Annotated in this window: 13 protein-coding genes; 3 read left to right on the top strand and 10 right to left on the bottom strand. The window is 33.0% G+C overall.

What is annotated here, in order from left to right; translation table 11 throughout:
- Positions 1–194: 194 nt before the first annotated feature.
- The 3 genes from Q4Q40_RS02030 to Q4Q40_RS02040 form a co-directional block, all read right to left on the bottom strand.
- The gene (locus Q4Q40_RS02030; RefSeq protein WP_303300007.1) at positions 195–3641 is read right to left on the bottom strand and encodes a PPi-type phosphoenolpyruvate carboxykinase family protein; all 3447 of its coding nucleotides are present in this window, start codon (positions 3639–3641) and stop codon (positions 195–197) included.
- A 252-nt stretch (positions 3642–3893) separates the two neighbouring features.
- Complete coding sequence (locus Q4Q40_RS02035; RefSeq protein ID WP_303300008.1) at positions 3894–5072, bottom strand: acyl-CoA dehydrogenase family protein; 1179 nt, start codon at positions 5070–5072, stop codon at positions 3894–3896.
- A 109-nt stretch (positions 5073–5181) separates the two neighbouring features.
- The gene (locus Q4Q40_RS02040) at positions 5182–5934 is read right to left on the bottom strand and encodes a tRNA1(Val) (adenine(37)-N6)-methyltransferase (protein ID WP_303300009.1); all 753 of its coding nucleotides are present in this window, start codon (positions 5932–5934) and stop codon (positions 5182–5184) included.
- 146 nt (positions 5935–6080) lie between these two features.
- Here Q4Q40_RS02040 and Q4Q40_RS02045 point away from each other — a divergent pair, with 146 nt between their 5' ends.
- On the top strand, positions 6081–6530 hold the full coding sequence (locus Q4Q40_RS02045; RefSeq protein ID WP_303300010.1) for a DUF2383 domain-containing protein: 450 nt from the start codon (positions 6081–6083) through the stop codon (positions 6528–6530).
- Between the two features lie 19 nt (positions 6531–6549).
- Here Q4Q40_RS02045 and rimM read toward each other — a convergent pair whose 3' ends face one another.
- The 3 genes from rimM to Q4Q40_RS02060 form a co-directional block, all read right to left on the bottom strand.
- On the bottom strand, positions 6550–7074 hold the full coding sequence (gene rimM / locus Q4Q40_RS02050; protein WP_303300011.1) for a ribosome maturation factor RimM: 525 nt from the start codon (positions 7072–7074) through the stop codon (positions 6550–6552).
- 173 nt (positions 7075–7247) lie between these two features.
- Positions 7248–7766, bottom strand: coding sequence for a 30S ribosomal protein S16 (locus tag Q4Q40_RS02055; RefSeq protein ID WP_303300012.1), 519 nt, complete (start codon positions 7764–7766; stop codon positions 7248–7250).
- Positions 7767–7876: 110 nt separating this feature from the next.
- Entirely contained in the window at positions 7877–8938 is a 1062-nt protein-coding gene (locus Q4Q40_RS02060; protein ID WP_303300013.1) for a lactonase family protein, read from the bottom strand.
- A gap of 169 nt (positions 8939–9107) precedes the next feature.
- On the opposite strand from Q4Q40_RS02060, the gene dnaE reads away from it, so the two are divergent.
- Entirely contained in the window at positions 9108–13496 is a 4389-nt protein-coding gene (gene dnaE, locus Q4Q40_RS02065; RefSeq protein WP_303300014.1) for a DNA polymerase III subunit alpha, read from the top strand.
- Positions 13497–13977: 481 nt separating this feature from the next.
- On the opposite strand, the gene Q4Q40_RS02070 is transcribed toward dnaE, so the two are convergent.
- Positions 13978–15570: a hypothetical protein gene (locus Q4Q40_RS02070; protein WP_303300015.1), complete on the bottom strand. Its 1593-nt coding sequence runs from the start codon at positions 15568–15570 to the stop codon at positions 13978–13980.
- 663 nt (positions 15571–16233) lie between these two features.
- On the opposite strand from Q4Q40_RS02070, the gene Q4Q40_RS02075 reads away from it, so the two are divergent.
- Positions 16234–17289 (top strand): LamG-like jellyroll fold domain-containing protein, encoded by a 1056-nt coding sequence (locus Q4Q40_RS02075; protein WP_303300016.1) that lies wholly within the window; start codon positions 16234–16236, stop codon positions 17287–17289.
- A 174-nt stretch (positions 17290–17463) separates the two neighbouring features.
- Here Q4Q40_RS02075 and Q4Q40_RS02080 read toward each other — a convergent pair whose 3' ends face one another.
- From Q4Q40_RS02080 to Q4Q40_RS02090, 3 genes are read right to left on the bottom strand one after another with little or no spacing between them, the layout of a single operon-like run.
- Positions 17464–17910 carry an SRPBCC family protein gene (locus Q4Q40_RS02080; RefSeq protein WP_303300017.1) on the bottom strand — a complete coding sequence of 149 codons (447 nt, stop codon included), beginning with the start codon at positions 17908–17910 and terminating at the stop codon, positions 17464–17466.
- Positions 17903–18232, bottom strand: coding sequence for an ArsR/SmtB family transcription factor (locus Q4Q40_RS02085; RefSeq protein ID WP_303300018.1), 330 nt, complete (start codon positions 18230–18232; stop codon positions 17903–17905). The genes Q4Q40_RS02080 and Q4Q40_RS02085 overlap by 8 nt, the downstream gene beginning before the upstream one ends.
- Positions 18222–18653 carry an SRPBCC family protein gene (locus tag Q4Q40_RS02090; RefSeq protein WP_303300019.1) on the bottom strand — a complete coding sequence of 144 codons (432 nt, stop codon included), beginning with the start codon at positions 18651–18653 and terminating at the stop codon, positions 18222–18224. The genes Q4Q40_RS02085 and Q4Q40_RS02090 overlap by 11 nt, the downstream gene beginning before the upstream one ends.
- Positions 18654–18929: the final 276 nt, after the last annotated feature.

Here is an 18929-nt window from a genome sequence, read left to right on the forward strand (position 1 = left end):
AATTGAATAAGATTCTTCAGTCGTACCTCCTTCTGAATGACACTAACCTTTTGCAAACATAGGATGATACCCCAATTACGTCATTTCATACGCTAGTTAAAATTTTTAACACAGGTCTCTGAATGACACTAACCTTTTGCAAACATAGGACGACAAAGTTCATCACTTTCTAGACAGCTCCTTTTTAAATTAGTCTATTTTCTGTACAAAGGATCTGCTCCAATAGTACCAATTAAACTGTTTATATATGAATCGGATTTAACTTTATTATATGACGCTTTTGCTGACTCCAAACGATCTTTAATATTCATTTCTGTAACTAAACTATCATTATTAGGGTTAGATATAAACGCTTCCAAATACATTATTTGAGAATCATAAAAACGAATATCTTTTTGTTGTTTTAATAATAATCGTTCTTTATACCAATCACTGTTTAATATATAATCCCTATCAAAGAATTTCCGCAATTCGGGATCACTGATACTTTTGCCCTCATAAGACCCATAAGCCATAATATGTAATAGAATTTTAAGTGGAGGTATCGCTGCTTTTATGCTTCCATCTTCAAAATAGCTTAGCGCCACTTTTTGTTGCGCTTCGACAATGTTTTTTATTCCATCAACATAATCTTCCAAACCTTGTAATTCTGGTTTCAGCATACGCTCATTAAAAACGGCAGTTGGTTCATCAAACAAACGATTTAAACATCTTAATGAGAACGTTTTAGTAATTCTATAACCTAAACGGCTTGCTAAAATAGTTTCACCATTATGATTAAAATCTTCAATTTTTTCTAAAGATCCGTTAGTTATTAGCTTTTTAGGATCTCTATCTTCTGGCTCTAATCGTGCCCAAATTTCTGGAATAAGTAAACTTACATCATGATCTATTTTATTTTCTGCACCAACATAACCAGCTGCTGTACTAAAACCATTTGATTCTGTTAAAATATGTGATAACAAAGCGTTATTTAAATCGGTTGTTGGAGTTAACATATTGAATGGCGCTTTTGTTAAAGCACCTTCCGATCCTGCTCCTGTTGTTGATGGCGATTTACCTGTTAAACTACAAATAAAATCCATAAATAATTCTGGTGTTTCCTGATAGTGAATAGGATTATACACTGCTAAAGGGCGAATACCTGCTACTTTATCTACAGGATTATTTCTTCTACCAGGTAAAACGGCATTTACTACATGAATTACAGGTTCTCCTAATTTTATTTTTCTAATTAAGCGCACGCCTATATCTGCCAAATAAGTTGCTTCAGTTTCATTAACAAATAGATTTGGTTCTAAATAACGAGGGTTTTTTGTTGGACCATCACTTATAATCCTAGTGTGTGAAGGCAATACAAATAATTCTTCTTCATTAGTACTGTTTACTATACTTGTTATAAAATCTTTAACGGGTTGCGTGTATTTATCAAAATTAATGGTGTCTTCGTAAATTTCGATAGCATCCTTTTTCTTTAGCAGTTCGTAATTTGTTAAAAAGCGACCATTAGAAACGATGTCTAATTCGGCATTCTTATCGTAACCTCTCACAACAGCCTCGTCTGGTCTTTGAAATAAATGTGCTTCGCAATTAGTAAGTACTTTTACACTTTTATTATCAAATTCTGGATTCAAGTTTTTAAACTGATGTCTTGGCAATGTGATTGATGCCGTAATATCATCTTCCGTTTGAATTTTTTCACTTGGTGAAAAATCAGATCTTAACTTATTAAGCATCCAGTTTCCCTTTTGATTAAAACCGATGCGTACATAACTACCAACTACGGGTGTATTATTATGTAAAAGCCCTGTGCCATTTTCTCCATTGATAATTTCCACAGACATGTAATCTTTCCAGTTTAAGACGCCGTGAGCTTGTCTGTATAATCGCTTTACAAACAGGACTAAAGAACGGATGTGTACTGGAATACTTTTTAAAAAGACGTTGAATTCATCTGAGTTTTCTTCAGAAGGAATTAGCAATTTTACTGCAGAACTTAAGGTTCTTTCTTCACTTAAAAAGGGTCTTGATTTTGGTCTGTTAGGGTCTTTTATTTTCCATCTCGTAGAATAATTGAATTCTATAATTTCGTCAGCTTTTTTAAAATCTTCATCTATATTTTGAATATTAAAAGTACTATAGGTAATGGCATTTTGCATAGATTTAGAAATCTCAGATTTGCCACCACCAGATACAGTACAAGGTTTATGGCAGAAAATACCCTCTGCAAACGTATCAACAATACGCCATAAATTAATCGATTTATGCTTTTCTAACCTAAATTTATTTCCAGTAGGATGGACGTAGGTTTTATGAGGAGACAATAGTAACTTTTGCTCTTTGTTATTATGTGTCCATGTAATATTATTTGTATTGATGTTTACATACGCAAATTCAGGAATGTAGATTATATTAGGATATTTTTTATCTATGGCATAGTTTTCTGGTTTTACGTCTATGCTGTCTCCTAATAGCTCTTTTACTTCTTCAAAATTATGACGATAATTATGGTATTCGGAGTAGTCCTTCCCATCTAGTGTGTCGCCCATAACCCTTCTTGCAAAAGCGATTGCTCCGCCAGCATGTTCTTCTTCAACCAAGCCAAATAAATTAGCAGAGTAACTTATTTGCGTTTTAATTTCTTTTTTTGAGTAGCCGTAATAATTATCAGCAATAAGAGTTACTACGATGCCTCTATCATCTCTACAGGTAATTTTAAAAGCACTGCCGTCGTTATATAATTCATTTTCGTTTTCCCAACACATGCCATCTCTTTTTTGGCGATCTGTAGCAGCATCGATATTAGGTAACCCAAGCTCTTTTTTCTTTAAGGTTTTTAATTGAGGTGCTAAAATGATACATCCTGTATGACCTGTCCAATGTTCAATATCTAATGCCGCGTCATTTTGCGCTAAATTTGGATTGCCTGCATTTCCAAAAATAGATTCAACAAAGTCTAAATTACTAACTAAGCTACCTGGTGCAAAAAAGCGAACTTCTAAAGATTTTTTAGAAATGATTCCTTTTACTTCAGGACAAACAGTGGGTCTTAATAACATAGATACCATTGTTTTTGCTTTGTCTTTTTGATTGGATGTAAATGGTAATGTTTTTAATTCATCAGAAGGATTGAAAGCCGCATTTAAAAAGTGCGCTAAAACAATTTTTGGAACTTCTTTTTTATCTAAAGGGACAGGTAGATTTCCTTCCACAATATGAAAGGTCCCTTTTGTTGTTCTTTTATCATGCAAGGGATTGTTTAAAATACCTTGTTTTACTCTATTGGAAGTAATAAGATCGCTTTTAAAAGAATTTCCGTTTGGAGGTAAACTTACTTCTCTGGCTTGTCCTTTTTTTGATAAAACCAATGTGTTATTTGGTAATATATAGGATTTGTTTATGGAAACGTCTTTTAAATAGTCATTTAAAAAATTTTGAATTCTTGAATCGACAGGTGAGTGATGACTTGCTAAAAGCCTTGATTTTTCTTGTAAACTTTTTATTAGGCCACTCGTTAACTTTTCAAATTTTGGGTTGCAAAATTTTTCTGTACTATCTTCTTTATCTTTATAAGTTGGTTGTCCTAAAGCCGCTAATTGTAAGTTGATAAATTGAATAATATCTTTTCTTGATTCTTGCATAATATTTTAAACTTTTAATGCTTTGCTATTCTAAAGGGTTTATTTTATAAAGCAAAGTTACTATGCCAATTATTAAAAAAACCTGCCAAATATCAGTTAATTATAAAATTTAGCTATTTTTTGCTGCAATCAAGAACGTTTAAATTGTGTCAAAAAAAAATCCTTTTAGAAGCATCTAAAAGGATTTTTTTGTTTGAAACAACCCGAAATTCGAGTTTATTTTTAATATACCACGATCAATTATATGGAGGTTTATTTAAAAGCATTTAAACCAGTAACATCCATACCTGTAATAAGTAAATGGATATCGTGTGTGCCTTCGTAAGTAATCACACTTTCAAGGTTCATAGAATGGCGCATAATGCTGTACTCTCCTGTAATTCCCATACCACCAAGCATTTGTCTGGCTTCTCTGGCAATATTAATGGCCATGTCTACATTGTTGCGTTTGGCCATAGATATTTGTGCCGATGTGGCTTTACCATCATTACGTAAAACACCAAGCCTCCAGGTTAATAGCTGTGCTTTGGTGATTTCGGTAATCATTTCTGCTAATTTTTTTTGTTGTAATTGAAATTGACCAATAGGTTTTCCAAATTGTATGCGTTCTTTACTATAACGTAAAGCGGTGTCGTAACAATCCATGGCTGCTCCAATAGCTCCCCAGGCAATACCATAACGCGCAGAATCTAAACAGCCAAGTGGTGCACCTAAGCCAGATTTATTAGGGAGTAGATTTTCCTTTGGTACTTTTACATTGTCAAAAATAAGCTCACCTGTTGCCGAGGCACGAAGCGACCATTTATTATGAGTTTCTGGGGTTGTAAAACCTTCCATACCACGCTCAACAATTAAACCATGAATACGTCCAGTTTCATCTTTTGCCCAAACAACTGCAACTTGGGCAAAAGGTGCGTTACTAATCCACATTTTGGCACCGTTTAAAAGATAATGATCACCCATATCTTTAAAGTTTGTAACCATGCCTCCTGGGTTGCTTCCATGATCGGGTTCTGTTAAACCGAAACAACCAATCCATTCACCACTTGCTAATTTTGGTAAATATTTTTGACGCTGCTCTTCGTTACCATATTTCCAAATAGGATACATAACCAATGAAGATTGCACTGAAGCTGTGCTTCTAACTCCAGAATCCCCACGTTCTATTTCTTGCATGATTAAGCCATAAGAAATTTGGTCTAAACCAGCACCGCCATATTCCATAGGGATGTATGGTCCAAATGCGCCAATTTCTGCTAATCCATTAATAATTTGCATTGGGAATTCTGCTTTTTGCGCGTAGTCCTCAATAATTGGAGAGACCTCACGTTTTACCCATTCACGGGCGGCATCACGCACTAATTTATGTTCATCTGTGAGTAGCTCATCTAGATTATAATAATCAGGAGCTTCAAATAAGTCTGGTCGCATAAGGTCTAAATTTAATTGTGTTTTAAAATAAAATAATTAATAAAAATGCTGTTTTTTTATCAATTTAGCATTTTAAGTGCCCAAATTTAATTAATTCATGTCGATTCGATCACATTTTTAAGTAAAAATCTTTAGTAAGATTTATATAATTTTTGGTGTATTGATGTCTTGAGGTTTCAATAACTAAATCATTCATTTTTATAACGCTTTTTTGTTTGTTGGCAAAAGAAAATTCAATTAAGCTTCTTTTAACCTCAGAAGTTGGAGTGCCTTTTATATGTAGTATGCTATTTGGAGTAAGTTTGGATTTTGAAGCCAAATCGATAAACTTTTCTTCCTCTTTAAATGGGATAATTACTGAAAAGATACCGTCTTCTGATAATAATTTTGACACGCTTTCAATTAGATGATTAAAAGGCATGGCGTCGTAAAATCGTGCTGTTTTTCGCGCGTTAGACATTAATTCCTCTTCTTCTGGGAGAGATGGCGAAGCCAGAGAGGGAGAAAAAAAAGGAGGGTTGGAAATAATGAGATCGTATTTATCTTCAATCTCATCAACAAATTCTTCAAGTGCAGCATGGTAACAAAATAACCTATCTCCCCAAGGCGATTGTTCAAAATTGTCAACACATTGTTCGTAGGCACTATCATCAATTTCGAGCGCATCAATAACTTCTGCATGGCTTCGTTGTGCTAACATAAGCGATAGAACGCCTGTACCTGCACCAATATCTAATATTGAAAACGGGTTGTTTTTAATTGAAGCCCAAGCGCCAAGTAACACGCTGTCTGTACCAATTTTCATGGCGCATTGTTCTTGGTTTACGGAAAATTGTTTAAAAACAAAAGGTTTTTTAGACATGAAGTTATTTTTTAAATTTAAGGCAATAGTATAAAATAAAAAGGTGTAATAAAGTAGAAATTATAAAAGTATATTAAAATTAATACTAAATGTAGCCGTTTGTTCTATAATTAACGTATATAAAAATAGTGGCTTAATTAAAGAAAATGAAAAAAGAAAATAAAATTTTAGTAAAATTGAAAGATGTTTTTTTAATGAATGAAGTCATCGAAAAAGTCTATACAAAAGCATGCGAAAAAGTTTCTAACACAAATATAAAAGCCTTTTTAAAAGAAAAAAGCTTAGAGCGATATAGTTTTGGTAAAATGTTGCAAAATGAAATTGAAGAGTTCGATACAGATGTTGAAGATCCAATAATGTCAAAAAGACGATATCATCTTTATATGAGAGACTTTAATAATTTATTAAAACTAGAGAATACTGGTGATTTGCTCAATTCTATTTATAGAATTGAACTATTATGTATAGAAAAATATAACGAATTACTTAGAGAAATTAATTTGTCTTTATCCCTTTGCAGATTATTGGTAAAACAACAGGATAAAATTCAATATGGATTACGTTTAATAAAAAAAGAAATGATCGATATTTATTAATTTTTTAAATATCAACTATTTACAAATATAAGTCGATTAGCCCTTCTGGTGTTTCAACCAAAATAGTTTTATTCTCTCTATCTACTTTTACTATAAACTCATCGTTCATCGGGATTAAAATCTCAATACCATTATTGTCTATTTCAAAAAGTGATTGTGCTGTAGAATCGTTAATAGATTTCAAGAGGCCTACTTTTCCGTAATTTACATCCTCAATGCTAAAGCCAATAACCTCGTGAAAATAGAACTTGTTGCCTTCAAGTTTTGGAAGTAAGTCGAGGGGTAAATATAGGTCACATTTCATTATCGCATCTGCATCTGCTTCTTCATCAACATCTTCAAACTTAATACGTAATAATTCTGATTTATGGAGCTGTGAATGTTCAATAAAAAAAGGCACAAGATTATTCCTTAAATTTAAAAAAATGGCATCTAAATTCTCATAAATTTCAGGTTGGTCTGTGTCAAGTTTAGCTAAAACTTCACCTTTAAAACTGTATTTCTTTACAATTTTACCTAAGTAAAAACAATCTTCTTTTTGCATGACAAATGATTTTTTTTGTCATTCCCGTGTAGACGAGAATCTTTTAAAGTTTATCACAAATTTTATGAGATTCCCGCTTTTGCGGGAATTATTTAATCAAACTTGTAAAAGTTTGATTAAATAAAAAACTCCGATAAAAATATCGGAGTTTAAAAGTATAAAAAAATCTTTTTTTATTCTTCTTCGTTTGAAGCTTCTGTTTCAGCAGCAGGAGCCTCTTCTGGAGCAGCTTCCTCTTCAACAACAGGAGCAGCTGCAGCAATACGTGCTTCATTAGCAGCTTTTTCAGCTTCTAACGCTTTTGCTTTAGCTTCAGCCTCAGCTTTAGCTAAATCATCAGTTTTAGCACCAACTTTACTAGCTTTTTCTTCAGCCCAAGCATTAAACTTAGCTTCTGCTTGCTCTTCAGTTAAAGCACCTTTTCTAACACCACCTGCAAGGTGATTTTTTAGTAAAGCTCCTTTATAAGATAAAATAGCTTTAGCTGTGTCAGTTGGTTGTGCACCGTTCTGTAACCATTGTACAGCACCATCAATGTTTAATTCTATGGTAGCTGGGTTTGTGTTTGGATTGTAAGCACCTAATTTTTCTAGGTATTTACCATCTCTTTTTGAACGAGCATCTGCTGCTACGATCCAGTAGTAAGGTTTTCCTTTTTTACCGTGTCTTTGTAATCTAATCTTTACTGGCATAATAATTAATTATTTGAGGTTCTCGACCTCGGTTATTAATGAGGGCGCAAAGATACTATATTTTTTTAATTATTAATGCATTATTTTATTTAGAAATAACTTAAGGTATCCTAAAATAATAAGCAAACAGGAGTGGGTAGATCTATAGCATGCAGAAATGTAAGTTTTCCATTTTCTGGATCAATTTTAAATACCGAAATATTATTACTTTTTTTATTTGCCACTAGTACAAATTTACCTGTAGGATCTAAGGTGAAATTTCTAGGCCAATCACCATGAACACTTATATTTTGTATTTTTTCAATAGTACCATTAGATGGATCTCTTTTAAAAACAGCGATGGTATTTTCACCTCTGTTCGATCCATACAGAAAACGTTCATCTTTAGATAAGTGAATATCTGCACAATAACTTTTACCATTATAATTTTCTTTTAAAGTAGCGTCGGAATCGATTTCTATAAAACCATTAGCCGTTTTTTTAACAGATGTAATGGAATTTCCATATTCATTAATAATATAAATAAATTTCCCATCATTACTTAATGAGAAATGTCTTGGGCCTGGGTTCCCAGTGGTTTTTACAATAGCATTAGAAACTAGATTATAAGCATTGTTTTTTAATTGATATTGGTAAACGGCGTTCATACCCAGATCGGCCACATATAATTGATCTTTATAAAATTGAGCGGAATGTGCATGGGCGTTTTTTTCGCCTGTATTATGATCAAAAACTTGTGAAGCTTCATTTAAACTACCATCTTTATTTATAGAGTAAATGGAGATATTCCCTCCAGTGTAATTTGATACAACAGCTTTGTCTCCAATGGCATTCACTGATACATGACATGGCCCTTTGCCATTGCTACTAACGGTATTTATAAATTTTAGTTTTCCATCCGATTCAACTTTAAAGGAAGAGACAGCAGATGTGCTACCTTCTCCAGCAGCATATATGTATTTTTTATTTGGAGAAAATGAAATGAATGATGGGTTTTGTGTGGCTACTGCTAGCATTTTATCACTTAACTCACCAGTCTTAGTATTAAATTGAAGCCGATAAATACCTTCACTAGCACCATCGGTATAGGTGCCTACATATAAAGTTGTATTTGGATTTGTGCAACTCAATAAGCATATAGGAATCCAGAGTAGGTATGACTTAAACTTCATTATAAAATATTTTAGCCTCTAAAGTAGAATAATTTATTGAACTATAAAAGATTGCTTTTGTTTAAAACTGTTCATAACTTTCACTTCAATAAGTTATAATATTCTGTATTTTTATGGACTTCGTTTAATAATTATAAACGGCTTAACACCAAACATCTAAATATAAAAAATGTATTTAATTTTCGATACAGAAACAACTGGATTGCCAAAACGTTGGGATGCACCCATTACAGATACTGATAATTGGCCTAGATGTATTCAAATTGCATGGCAATTGCATGATGCTATGGGAAACTGTATCGAGCATCAAGATTATTTAGTAAAACCAGAAGGGTTTAATATTCCTTACGATGCGGAGAAAATTCATGGTATTTCTACCGAATTGGCACAAGAACAAGGTATTCCTTTAGCTGAGGTTTTAGAAAAATTTAATGAGGCTTTGGGTAAAACCAAATTTGTTGTTGGACAAAATGTAAAGTTCGATTTAAATATTATGGGTGCCGAATTTGTTCGTGGTGATGTTGAAAACCCGTTACAAGAATTACCTGTTTTAGATACTTGTACAGAACATACGGCAAGTTTATGCCAGATTCCAGGAGGACGTTATGGTAAATTTAAACTGCCAACACTTACCGAGTTACACGAGTATTTATTTAAAAAACCTTTTGCAGAAGCTCATAATGCAACAGCCGATGTAGAAGCAACTACGCGTTGCTTTTTTGAGTTGGTTCGTTTAGGAGAATATACAAAAGAACAGCTAGATGTAGCACCTGATTATTTTGAGAATTTTAACGAAGCCAATCCAAAAGAAATTGAGCTTATAAAACTAAAGCACGTTAATCTTAAACAAGAAAGTGCTAAAATTCTTGAACGTCTTAAAAGTCTTAAGGAAGAAGCGATTTCCTCAACAGATATTGAGAAAAACGTATCAGCTTTAGCGGATGTCGATTTTGTGCATCTTCATAATCACTCACAGTTCTCAGTATTACAATCTACCATTAGTGTGGTTGATCTGGTAAGCTCTGCTGCCGAGCATAACATGCCTGCGGTTGCTTTAACCGATCATGCAAATATGATGGGTGCTTTTCACTTTGTGAACGCAGTAAACAATCATAATAAATCTGCTAAGAAAAAAAACGAAGAAGCTACAGAAAAAGGAGAAACACCAACAGCCAAACCTATTAAGGCTATTATAGGTTGTGAGTTTTTTGTTTGTGAAAACCATAAGGATAAGAGTAGAAAGGACAATGGTTATCAGATAGTACTATTGGCTAAAAATAAAAATGGCTATCATAATTTAGCGAAATTATCATCGCATGCTTTTGTTAATGGATTCTACTATCTACCAAGAATTGATAAAGAATTAATAAAAGAATATAAAGAAGATCTTATTGTACTTACGGGAAATCTATATGGAGAAGTTCCAAGTAAAGTACTAAATATTGGCGAAAACCAGGCAGAAGAAGCACTGCTTTGGTGGAAAGAACAATTTAAAGATGATCTATACATTGAATTAATGCGCCACGATCAAGAGGATGAAGATCGTGTAAATCCTGTGTTAATTGAATTTTCCAGAAAGCACGATATAAAATTAGTAGCTTCAAATAATACCTATTATTGTAAAAAAGATGATGCGAATGCACATGATATTTTACTGTGTGTAAAAGAAGGTGAAAAACAAGCAACACCGATAGGTCGCGGACGAGGATATCGTTACGGACTGCCAAATCAGAATTATTATTTTAAGTCGTCAGACGAGATGAAAGCCTCGTTTAAGGATGTTCCTGAAGCGATTATTAATATTCAGGAGGTTGTTGATAAGGTGGAAGCTTACGAGTTGGCGCGTGAGGTTTTATTACCTGCGTTCGATATTCCAGATCGATTTATGCATGAAGAAGATAAGGTAGATGGTGGTAAGCGTGGTGAAAACGCCTATTTACGTCATTTAACTTATGAAGGCGCCAAAAAACGTTATGGTGAAGATTTATCAGAAGAAGTAATAGAACGTCTCGATTTTGAGTTAAGTGTTATTGAAAACACAGGGTATCCAGGGTACTTTTTAATTGTTGAAGATTTTATTCGCGAAGCTCGAAATATGGATGTGTCGGTAGGTCCAGGGCGTGGTTCTGCGGCTGGTTCGGTAGCAGCATATTGTTTATGGATTACCAATATAGACCCTCTTAAATACGATTTGCTTTTTGAGCGTTTTTTAAATCCAGATCGTATTAGTATGCCCGATATTGATATTGATTTTGATGACGAAGGAAGAAGTCGGGTCATGGATTATGTTATTGATAAATATGGAAGCAATCAAGTAGCACAAATTATCACCTATGGTACCATGGCTGCTAAATCTTCCATTCGAGATACAGCACGTGTATTAGATTTGCCATTATTTGATGCAGATAAGATTGCGAAACTTATTCCAACAATGTCTAAGCTCGGAAAGATTTTTGGGTTAAATGAAAAGGAATTAAGTAAAAAGTTTCGTGCTGAAGATTTAGAAAAAGTTAATCAACTTATAAATATTTCTGAAGGGTCAGATTTAGAAGCAGAGACCGTTAATACAGCAAGAGCCTTGGAAGGTTCGGTTAGAAACACAGGAATCCATGCCTGTGGCGTTATAATAACGCCAGACGATATTACTAAGTTTGTTCCTGTATCTGTAGCTAAAGATTCCGATTTATATGTAACGCAGTTTGATAACTCGGTTGTTGAGGATGCGGGCTTATTAAAAATGGATTTCTTAGGATTAAAGACTTTAACTTTAATAAAAGATACTGTTAAGATTGTAAAAGCAAAACATGATATTTTATTAGATCCAGAGACTTTTCCTTTAGATGATAAAGAAACATATGCTTTATTTCAACGTGGTGAAACAGTTGGTGTATTCCAGTATGAATCTCCTGGAATGCAAAAGCACCTTAGAGATTTAAAACCAACTGTTTTTGAAGATTTAATTGCGATGAATGCCCTGTATCGTCCAGGACCCATGGAATATATTCCAAGTTTTGTTCGTAGAAAGCATGGTGATGAGGATATCGAGTACGATTTGCCAGCGATGGAAGAATACTTGAAGGAAACGTATGGTATTACGGTCTATCAAGAGCAAGTGATGTTATTGTCTCAAAAATTAGCTGGGTTTACAAAAGGTGAGGCGGATGTATTGCGTAAAGCAATGGGAAAAAAGCAGATTGCGGTACTTGATAAAATGAAGCCAAAGTTTGTGGAGCAGGCAAGTGCTAATGGACATGACGCGAAAGTGCTTGAGAAGGTTTGGAAAGACTGGGAAGCCTTTGCGAGTTATGCCTTTAATAAGTCGCATTCAACCTGTTACGCATGGATAGCTTATCAAACAGCTTATTTAAAAGCACATTACCCAGCAGAATATATGGCTGCAGTACTCTCTAATAATATGAACGATATCAAACAGGTTACCTTCTTTATGGATGAATGTAAGCGTATGAAATTAGATGTACTGGGACCAGATGTGAACGAATCGTTTTATAAGTTTTCTGTAAATAAAGACTATGCCGTGCGTTTTGGTATGGGAGCTATAAAAGGAGTTGGTCATGGAGCGGTTATGACTATTGTAGACAATAGAAAAGAAGATGGGGCATATAAATCTATTTTTGATTTAGCGAAACGAATCGATTTAAGAGCTGCGAATAAAAAAGCTTTTGAAAATTTAGCATTAGCTGGAGGTTTTGATTGTTTTAGTGACACCCACAGGGCACAATATTTTCATAAAGAGGGTGATGGTATTACCTTTTTAGAAAAAGCAGTTAAATATGGAAGTAAACATCAAGAAAACGAGAACTCAGCACAAGTAAGTTTATTTGGTGCTGCAAGTGATGTGCAAATAGCAGAACCAGAAGTGCCACCATGTGAAGAATGGGGGACTATGGAGAAATTAGCTCAAGAACGCGAAGTTGTAGGGGTTTATATCTCTGGTCATCCATTGGATGATTTTAAAACGGAAATGAAAACTTTTTGTAATGGGAACATTGCCATGTTCAATAATTTAGAACCTTATGTAAATAGAGAAATTGTTTTTGGTGGTGTCGTAACCGATGTGCAACACCGTGTAAGTAAACAAGGAAAAGGATGGGCGTTATTTGTTATAGAAGATTATACCGATAGTTTTGAGTTTAGGATTTTTGGTGAAGAATATTTAAAGTTTAGACACTTTTTAATGAAGAATAACTTCGTGTTTGTAAAATCGTTTGTACGCGAAGGCTGGGTTAATAAAGATACAGGCAAGAAGAGCGATCCAAGACTGCAGTTTAATAATTTTCAATTGTTGCATGACGTGATGGAGAATTATGCTAAAAAATTATCTATTCAACTTAATATTAACGACTTGAAAGAGGAAACTATCTTGCGTCTAAAAGAATTATTACAAATGCATCCAGGAAACCAGATGCTTAATTTTGTGGTTTATGATACTAAAGAAAAAATAAAAGTACAAATGCCTAGTAGAAGACAAAAGGTGAAGGTGTCTCAAGAATTACTTAGTGAATTGGAGAGTCAAGATGTGTTGTATAAGTTGAATTAAAGGATTTCCTTATTGTTACATTATATAAAAAGAAGCTGTCTAAAAAGTGTGATTCTGAATATTACCGAGAAACAAAATATATTTTGTTTCGAAGGTAGCAGCAAAGTTGTGAAAAATCTCTGAAAACCTTAATGTTTTTGATTTTTAGATAAATAAGATCTTTCGCTTTGCTATCATTGATGTTTTTTATAAGTGATTGGTTTTTAGTTGTTTGTCGTTCAGGGCACAGCGAAGAATCTTTATAATTAATCTCTAAAGATTCTTCAGTCGTACCTCCTTCTGAATGACACCCAATTACGTCATTCCCTCCACTTGAGAAATTTTTGGTCTAATGCCTCTGAATGACACAAACCTTTTGCAAACATAGGATGACACTCCAATTACGTCATTTCATTCGCTAGTTAAAATTTTTAACACAGATCTCTGGATGACAAAGTTCATCACTTTTTAGACAGTCTCTTTTTTAATTTAATATTTTATCCTATTTACAAGAAGCTAGCTCTTTGCAAAACGTCATTAGATCTTCTGGGGTATTTTTAAATGTTTTGTTTTCTGCTTTTTCTATTAAAGCTGGGCATCCTTTAGCAAGTTTAACCAGATTCTTTTTAAAACCAAATACATATCCTGTTGATAAAGTAGATTTACCTTTTTCACTACCAGGAGTAAAGATCACAGGCTCTTCATTATTAAAATGATATAAATTGATTTTGTCTGATTCAAATAATACTTTACAAAGTTTTTCTGCAGCTCCACTTAATAACATTTGAGCTGAAACTGCATTGTTATTGCCATTTTTTACACCAGATTCTTTGAACATTACATTCTTATAATGTGTACCATCAACAAATAAAACTTCATTAAAATCTTTAGCATTTTCGACTTTAGTGCCTACTGGGGTACCGTTATCTGCATACTGTACCGTTCTTATTTCATAGGCTATTTTCTTAACATCTTTAGTTTCTATATCTACTAAAATGGTATCTCCAACTTTAGAAATTAAATAAGCTTTAACTAATTCTAATTTAGTATTTGAACCAGATGCTTCTTCAGCTTCAGGGGCTTCTTCAATATTAGTAAGGTCTTCGGTTATAACCTCAAAATGTCTGGTGTTCGTTTCGTTTATTTCAAACTTCTTTAATAATTCATCAGATATGCGAATAAAGTGTTTGCCATGAGATTTATCATAATCGTTTTCAATTAACTTTTCAGCATACTCTTTAGCTTTTTCTGGCATATCTAAATAGTAATACATTTTAGCAATATTATAATAGCTAGCATATCTCATTTTAGCCATCTTTTTCTTTGTTCCAACGTATTTTGGTATTAAGCTATTAAAATAATCTATTACAGGTTCTAGCTCTGTCTTTAAACCAGAAACGGGTTGGTCATATTTCATTTTGGCAAAAGCAGCTTTCATAATACCATAATTTTCCATGTGTTTTTGATATTCTGGATGCTTTTTGTTACCTAGAATCCAAAAGACTACAGTATTATAGTTAGCTGGAACATAGCCATAAGTTGTATTTAAATTACTATTTATTATATTTAAAATGCTCTTTTTATGCTTTGAAGTGTATTTGTTTCGTATATTATAACGGTTATTATTATAATGATTTTGTGCAGCTTTGTAAGTTGAAAATGAGTTGCTTTCGTAATGATCATTCTCAGAAAAATCTCTATTATAATTGTTTTCTATAACCACAGCATTACTAATCGATAAACTAGCAGAAGAAGTGTATGGGATATGTACTTTGTAAGTATAACTCGTAGAAGTTACTTTACCGTCTTTGTCTTTTTTCTCATGCTTGGTTTTTCTTATATCAACTTCACCTATTTGTGTGCCATTAAAATTATAGTTGATGTCTAAAGTGCCATTTGATTTTACTCTGGAGAACCCTGATAAGGATATAGCTCTTATGTTAGAAGAATAAGTTCTTTTACTATTATCTAATATAGGTTTTGAAGGTAATTTAATATAAGAAACACTAACGTATTCTCTATCTAAATTGGCATTTTGTGAAAATGAAATTGCATAGATTAACAATGCAAAAACAAGAGTAGTTGTTTTGTTCATAAGTATAGTTGTTTGGGGTTTGATTATTGCTATAGCAATACCAAATATAGAATTTATTTCGATGAATCAAAATTTATTGATAGGGTTACGGATATTCAATTTTGAGAAGTTTGTAAGACGCATTCAAAATTGTAAGTTGAATTAATTCAGATAAAATATTGATCTACCGTATAATACCTCGACTCTTGGGGTGGTCTCTATTATTGGGGTCAGGGCTTGCTCTGAGGTCTAATATCTTTTTATTAAAAAGGGGGGGCGCTAATACATTTCCAAAATAGTTCTTGGTTAGGGAGTATTCAATAATTTTAAAGTTTCACCAATAATTATTTTCAATATGAATGGTGAATTGGCCTTCTGCTTCCACTGCTTCTAGCTAAAATTTAAACACTATTGCTAACAAAATATCATTAATTCTAAATAATTAACACCACTATTTAGTGAGATAACTAAAATGTCAACATTAAATATTAAAAAATCTATCCTAAATTTTTAGGAATTCGTGATTAACGTCCTACAATTGCTGTAAGATAAAATATTTAAATCGATAAAAAAAAACACCTAAAATGTTGTCTGTGTGCGCGTTACTGTTGTTAGTCTAAAAAAAAACACGATGATTCCTTTTTTAAATAATTTACATACATGAAATTTTAAAAACTATTTATGATGAAAAAATTACTAAAAAAATTATCTTTTGTTGCAATCTTATTTTTAACATTTGCAACTGTACAAGCACAAACACCTGTAGTGCATTTAAAGTTTGATAACAATTTAAATAACGACGGAAGTGGTAGTTTAGCCTTTGAAGTTGGTGGTGCTAATAGTGCTGGGGTTACAGTACCTTACAGCGCTAATAATATAGAAGGCAGCGCTGCTATAAATTTTACTCTTATTGGTGATGACACAGATCCCTCATATAATTTAATTCAAAATGGAGGTGGTTTTGATGCTCAAATTAGGAGTACGACCAACTCAAGTATTACAGGTAGCGATGCTCGTACTGTATCTGCTTGGGTTAGATATGATGATAGACTTGATACAACCAATGGATCACATACTATAGTGAACATGGGAGACCCTGCTGCTCCTGGTGGTTCTTATGGAAGAACCACATTTACGTTTGCTGCTGCCAATAATGAAATTCAATTAGGTGTATCTGGGGCTAATCTTAAGCATTTTTATACAAATGGAGAAGATATTGAAGATCTTGGCTGGCACCATGTAGCATATACTTATCCTAGTGCTGGAACGTTAGGAGACATTGTATATTATTTAGATGGTGTTGCAGTTGATGACAATGACGCTGGAGGAGGCGGTAATGAAAATATTGTGTTAAGTACAACTGCGGACAAAATCTATATAGGCACCAGAGGAAATAATACTACAAAGTGGTTTGATGGTGGTGGAATAGACGACGTTAGAATTTTTGACGTTGAGCTTACGGCTGCACAAATGTTAAATGTTTACAATGAAAATGTACTTAGTATAGCTGGTTTTGCTTTTGGCGAACTAAAAGCATACCCTAATGAGGTAGTTGATTTTTTACAAATTGAAACTGCAAGCAACAACTCTTTAGAAATTAATGTATTTGATATTACGGGAAAAGCTATAATAAAAACTTCTGGTAATTCTGTAGATATGAGTAGTTTAAATTCTGGTTTATATATTGTTAAAGTTAGAGAAGATAATAAAGTAGCTAACTTAAAAATTCTTAAAAAGTAATTAGAGCTTATTTTTCATAATTTATACTGAATATCCTGTTGTATTTAAATATATAACAGGATATTTTTCATTTCTTAAATAAGAGACAAATTTAATATTGCTGTGTTTTTGCCAAACATGAAGTAATAATTTTCATAATTCAATATCTTTCTGGTTATTTGAATTATAGAAAGTTTATTTATTGGTCTCTAAAAAGCCTTTTAAACTATTAGTAATATAATGATCCCAAGTAGTAGAGCATATTTCGTAACAATTAATATTTGGGGTAAGTCCAACTTGATGAAAATTAATTAAAGTTTTTCCGTTTTGCTCTTCAATTTTCCAATGTAATACGTGCCCTATCCATTCTTTATTAAAATCAGGTTCACCGCCAATACATTTCCAAACGAGTTCTTTGTTAGGCGTGTATTCAACAATTTTAAAGGTCCACCAATAGTTGTTTTCAAAATGAATGGTGAATTGCCCTCCTGCTTTAAATTCGGTATTGCTTGTTTTGCTCCACCATAAATGTAGGTTCTCATTTAAAGCAGAAAAGACTTCTTTAGCGTTAACATTAACTTCTAATTGCTTTCTGTAATTTATTATGTCCTGCTTGTCTACTTCTTTTGTGTTATTAAGCATCTTTTGAATTATTTAAAAAGTCTTCTAAGTTTTGTAGTGAGTTATCCCAGAATTGCGTGTAAAACTCTACCCATTTGCTAACCTCTTTTAAGGGTTTTGCGTTGGCATAACAAAAACGTTCCCGACCGTTTGTATTAATATTTACCAAACCAGCTTCTTCTAAAGTTTTAATATGTTTGGTAACACCTTGTCTGCTAATGTCAAACTGACTGGATATTTGGGTAATAGATAAAGCGGAAGTCGCTATAACTAAGGCGTGAAAAATATCACGCCTTGTTGGATCTGCAATTGCTTTAAATAATTTAGTTATTTTATCCTGCATTTACTAGCTCTTTTAAGTAACCGGATAGTCCGTTTATACAATTGTCCCAACCACCGTTAAAGCTTTCAAACATTTTTACGGCAGTTTCTCCTTCATAATTCGAAATGCCAGAATGTTCCAGATATAATTTGGTGCCACCTTCGGTTGGTTCTAACAACCAAGTTACTGTAGTTTCTACTTTTATTTCGGCAACAACCCAAGTATAAACTAATTTATAAGGGTTAGATTCTTTAACCTCTCCGCTAATGGTTGTACAACCTTTTTCGTTTGCTTCAGAGGTAAAAGTGTATTGGTACCCTTTTTGAGCCTTAAAATCGGCTTGAATAAACCAAGCTGAGATTTCTTCAGCTTTAGAAATGGCATTCCATACTTTGTCTATGGAGTGTTTAAATACCTTTTCTTTTTTAATAACATCATTCATAATTATTCTGTTTTTTGATTAATATGCAACTTGTCGGTTGCTAAACTAAAACAAATATTCTTTATATGCAACTATTTGGTTGCTTTTAAATGAATTTACATTTATATAAAAGGTGAAAAAGTTTAAACTTAACTTAAAGAATACATTGTTCTTATACGAAAAATAAGGACGAAAAGCTTGTCTGTATATGGCTGTATATGTGCTCTTAAGCTGAAAATAACTCTAAACAATACGGTTATAGGCAAAACAAATTGTTGGTTTGTAAGCTTTCGTGAA

The sequence above is a fragment of the Flavivirga jejuensis genome (assembly GCF_030540765.1).
In the GTDB taxonomy this organism is placed as follows: Bacteria; Bacteroidota; Bacteroidia; order Flavobacteriales; family Flavobacteriaceae; genus Flavivirga; species Flavivirga jejuensis.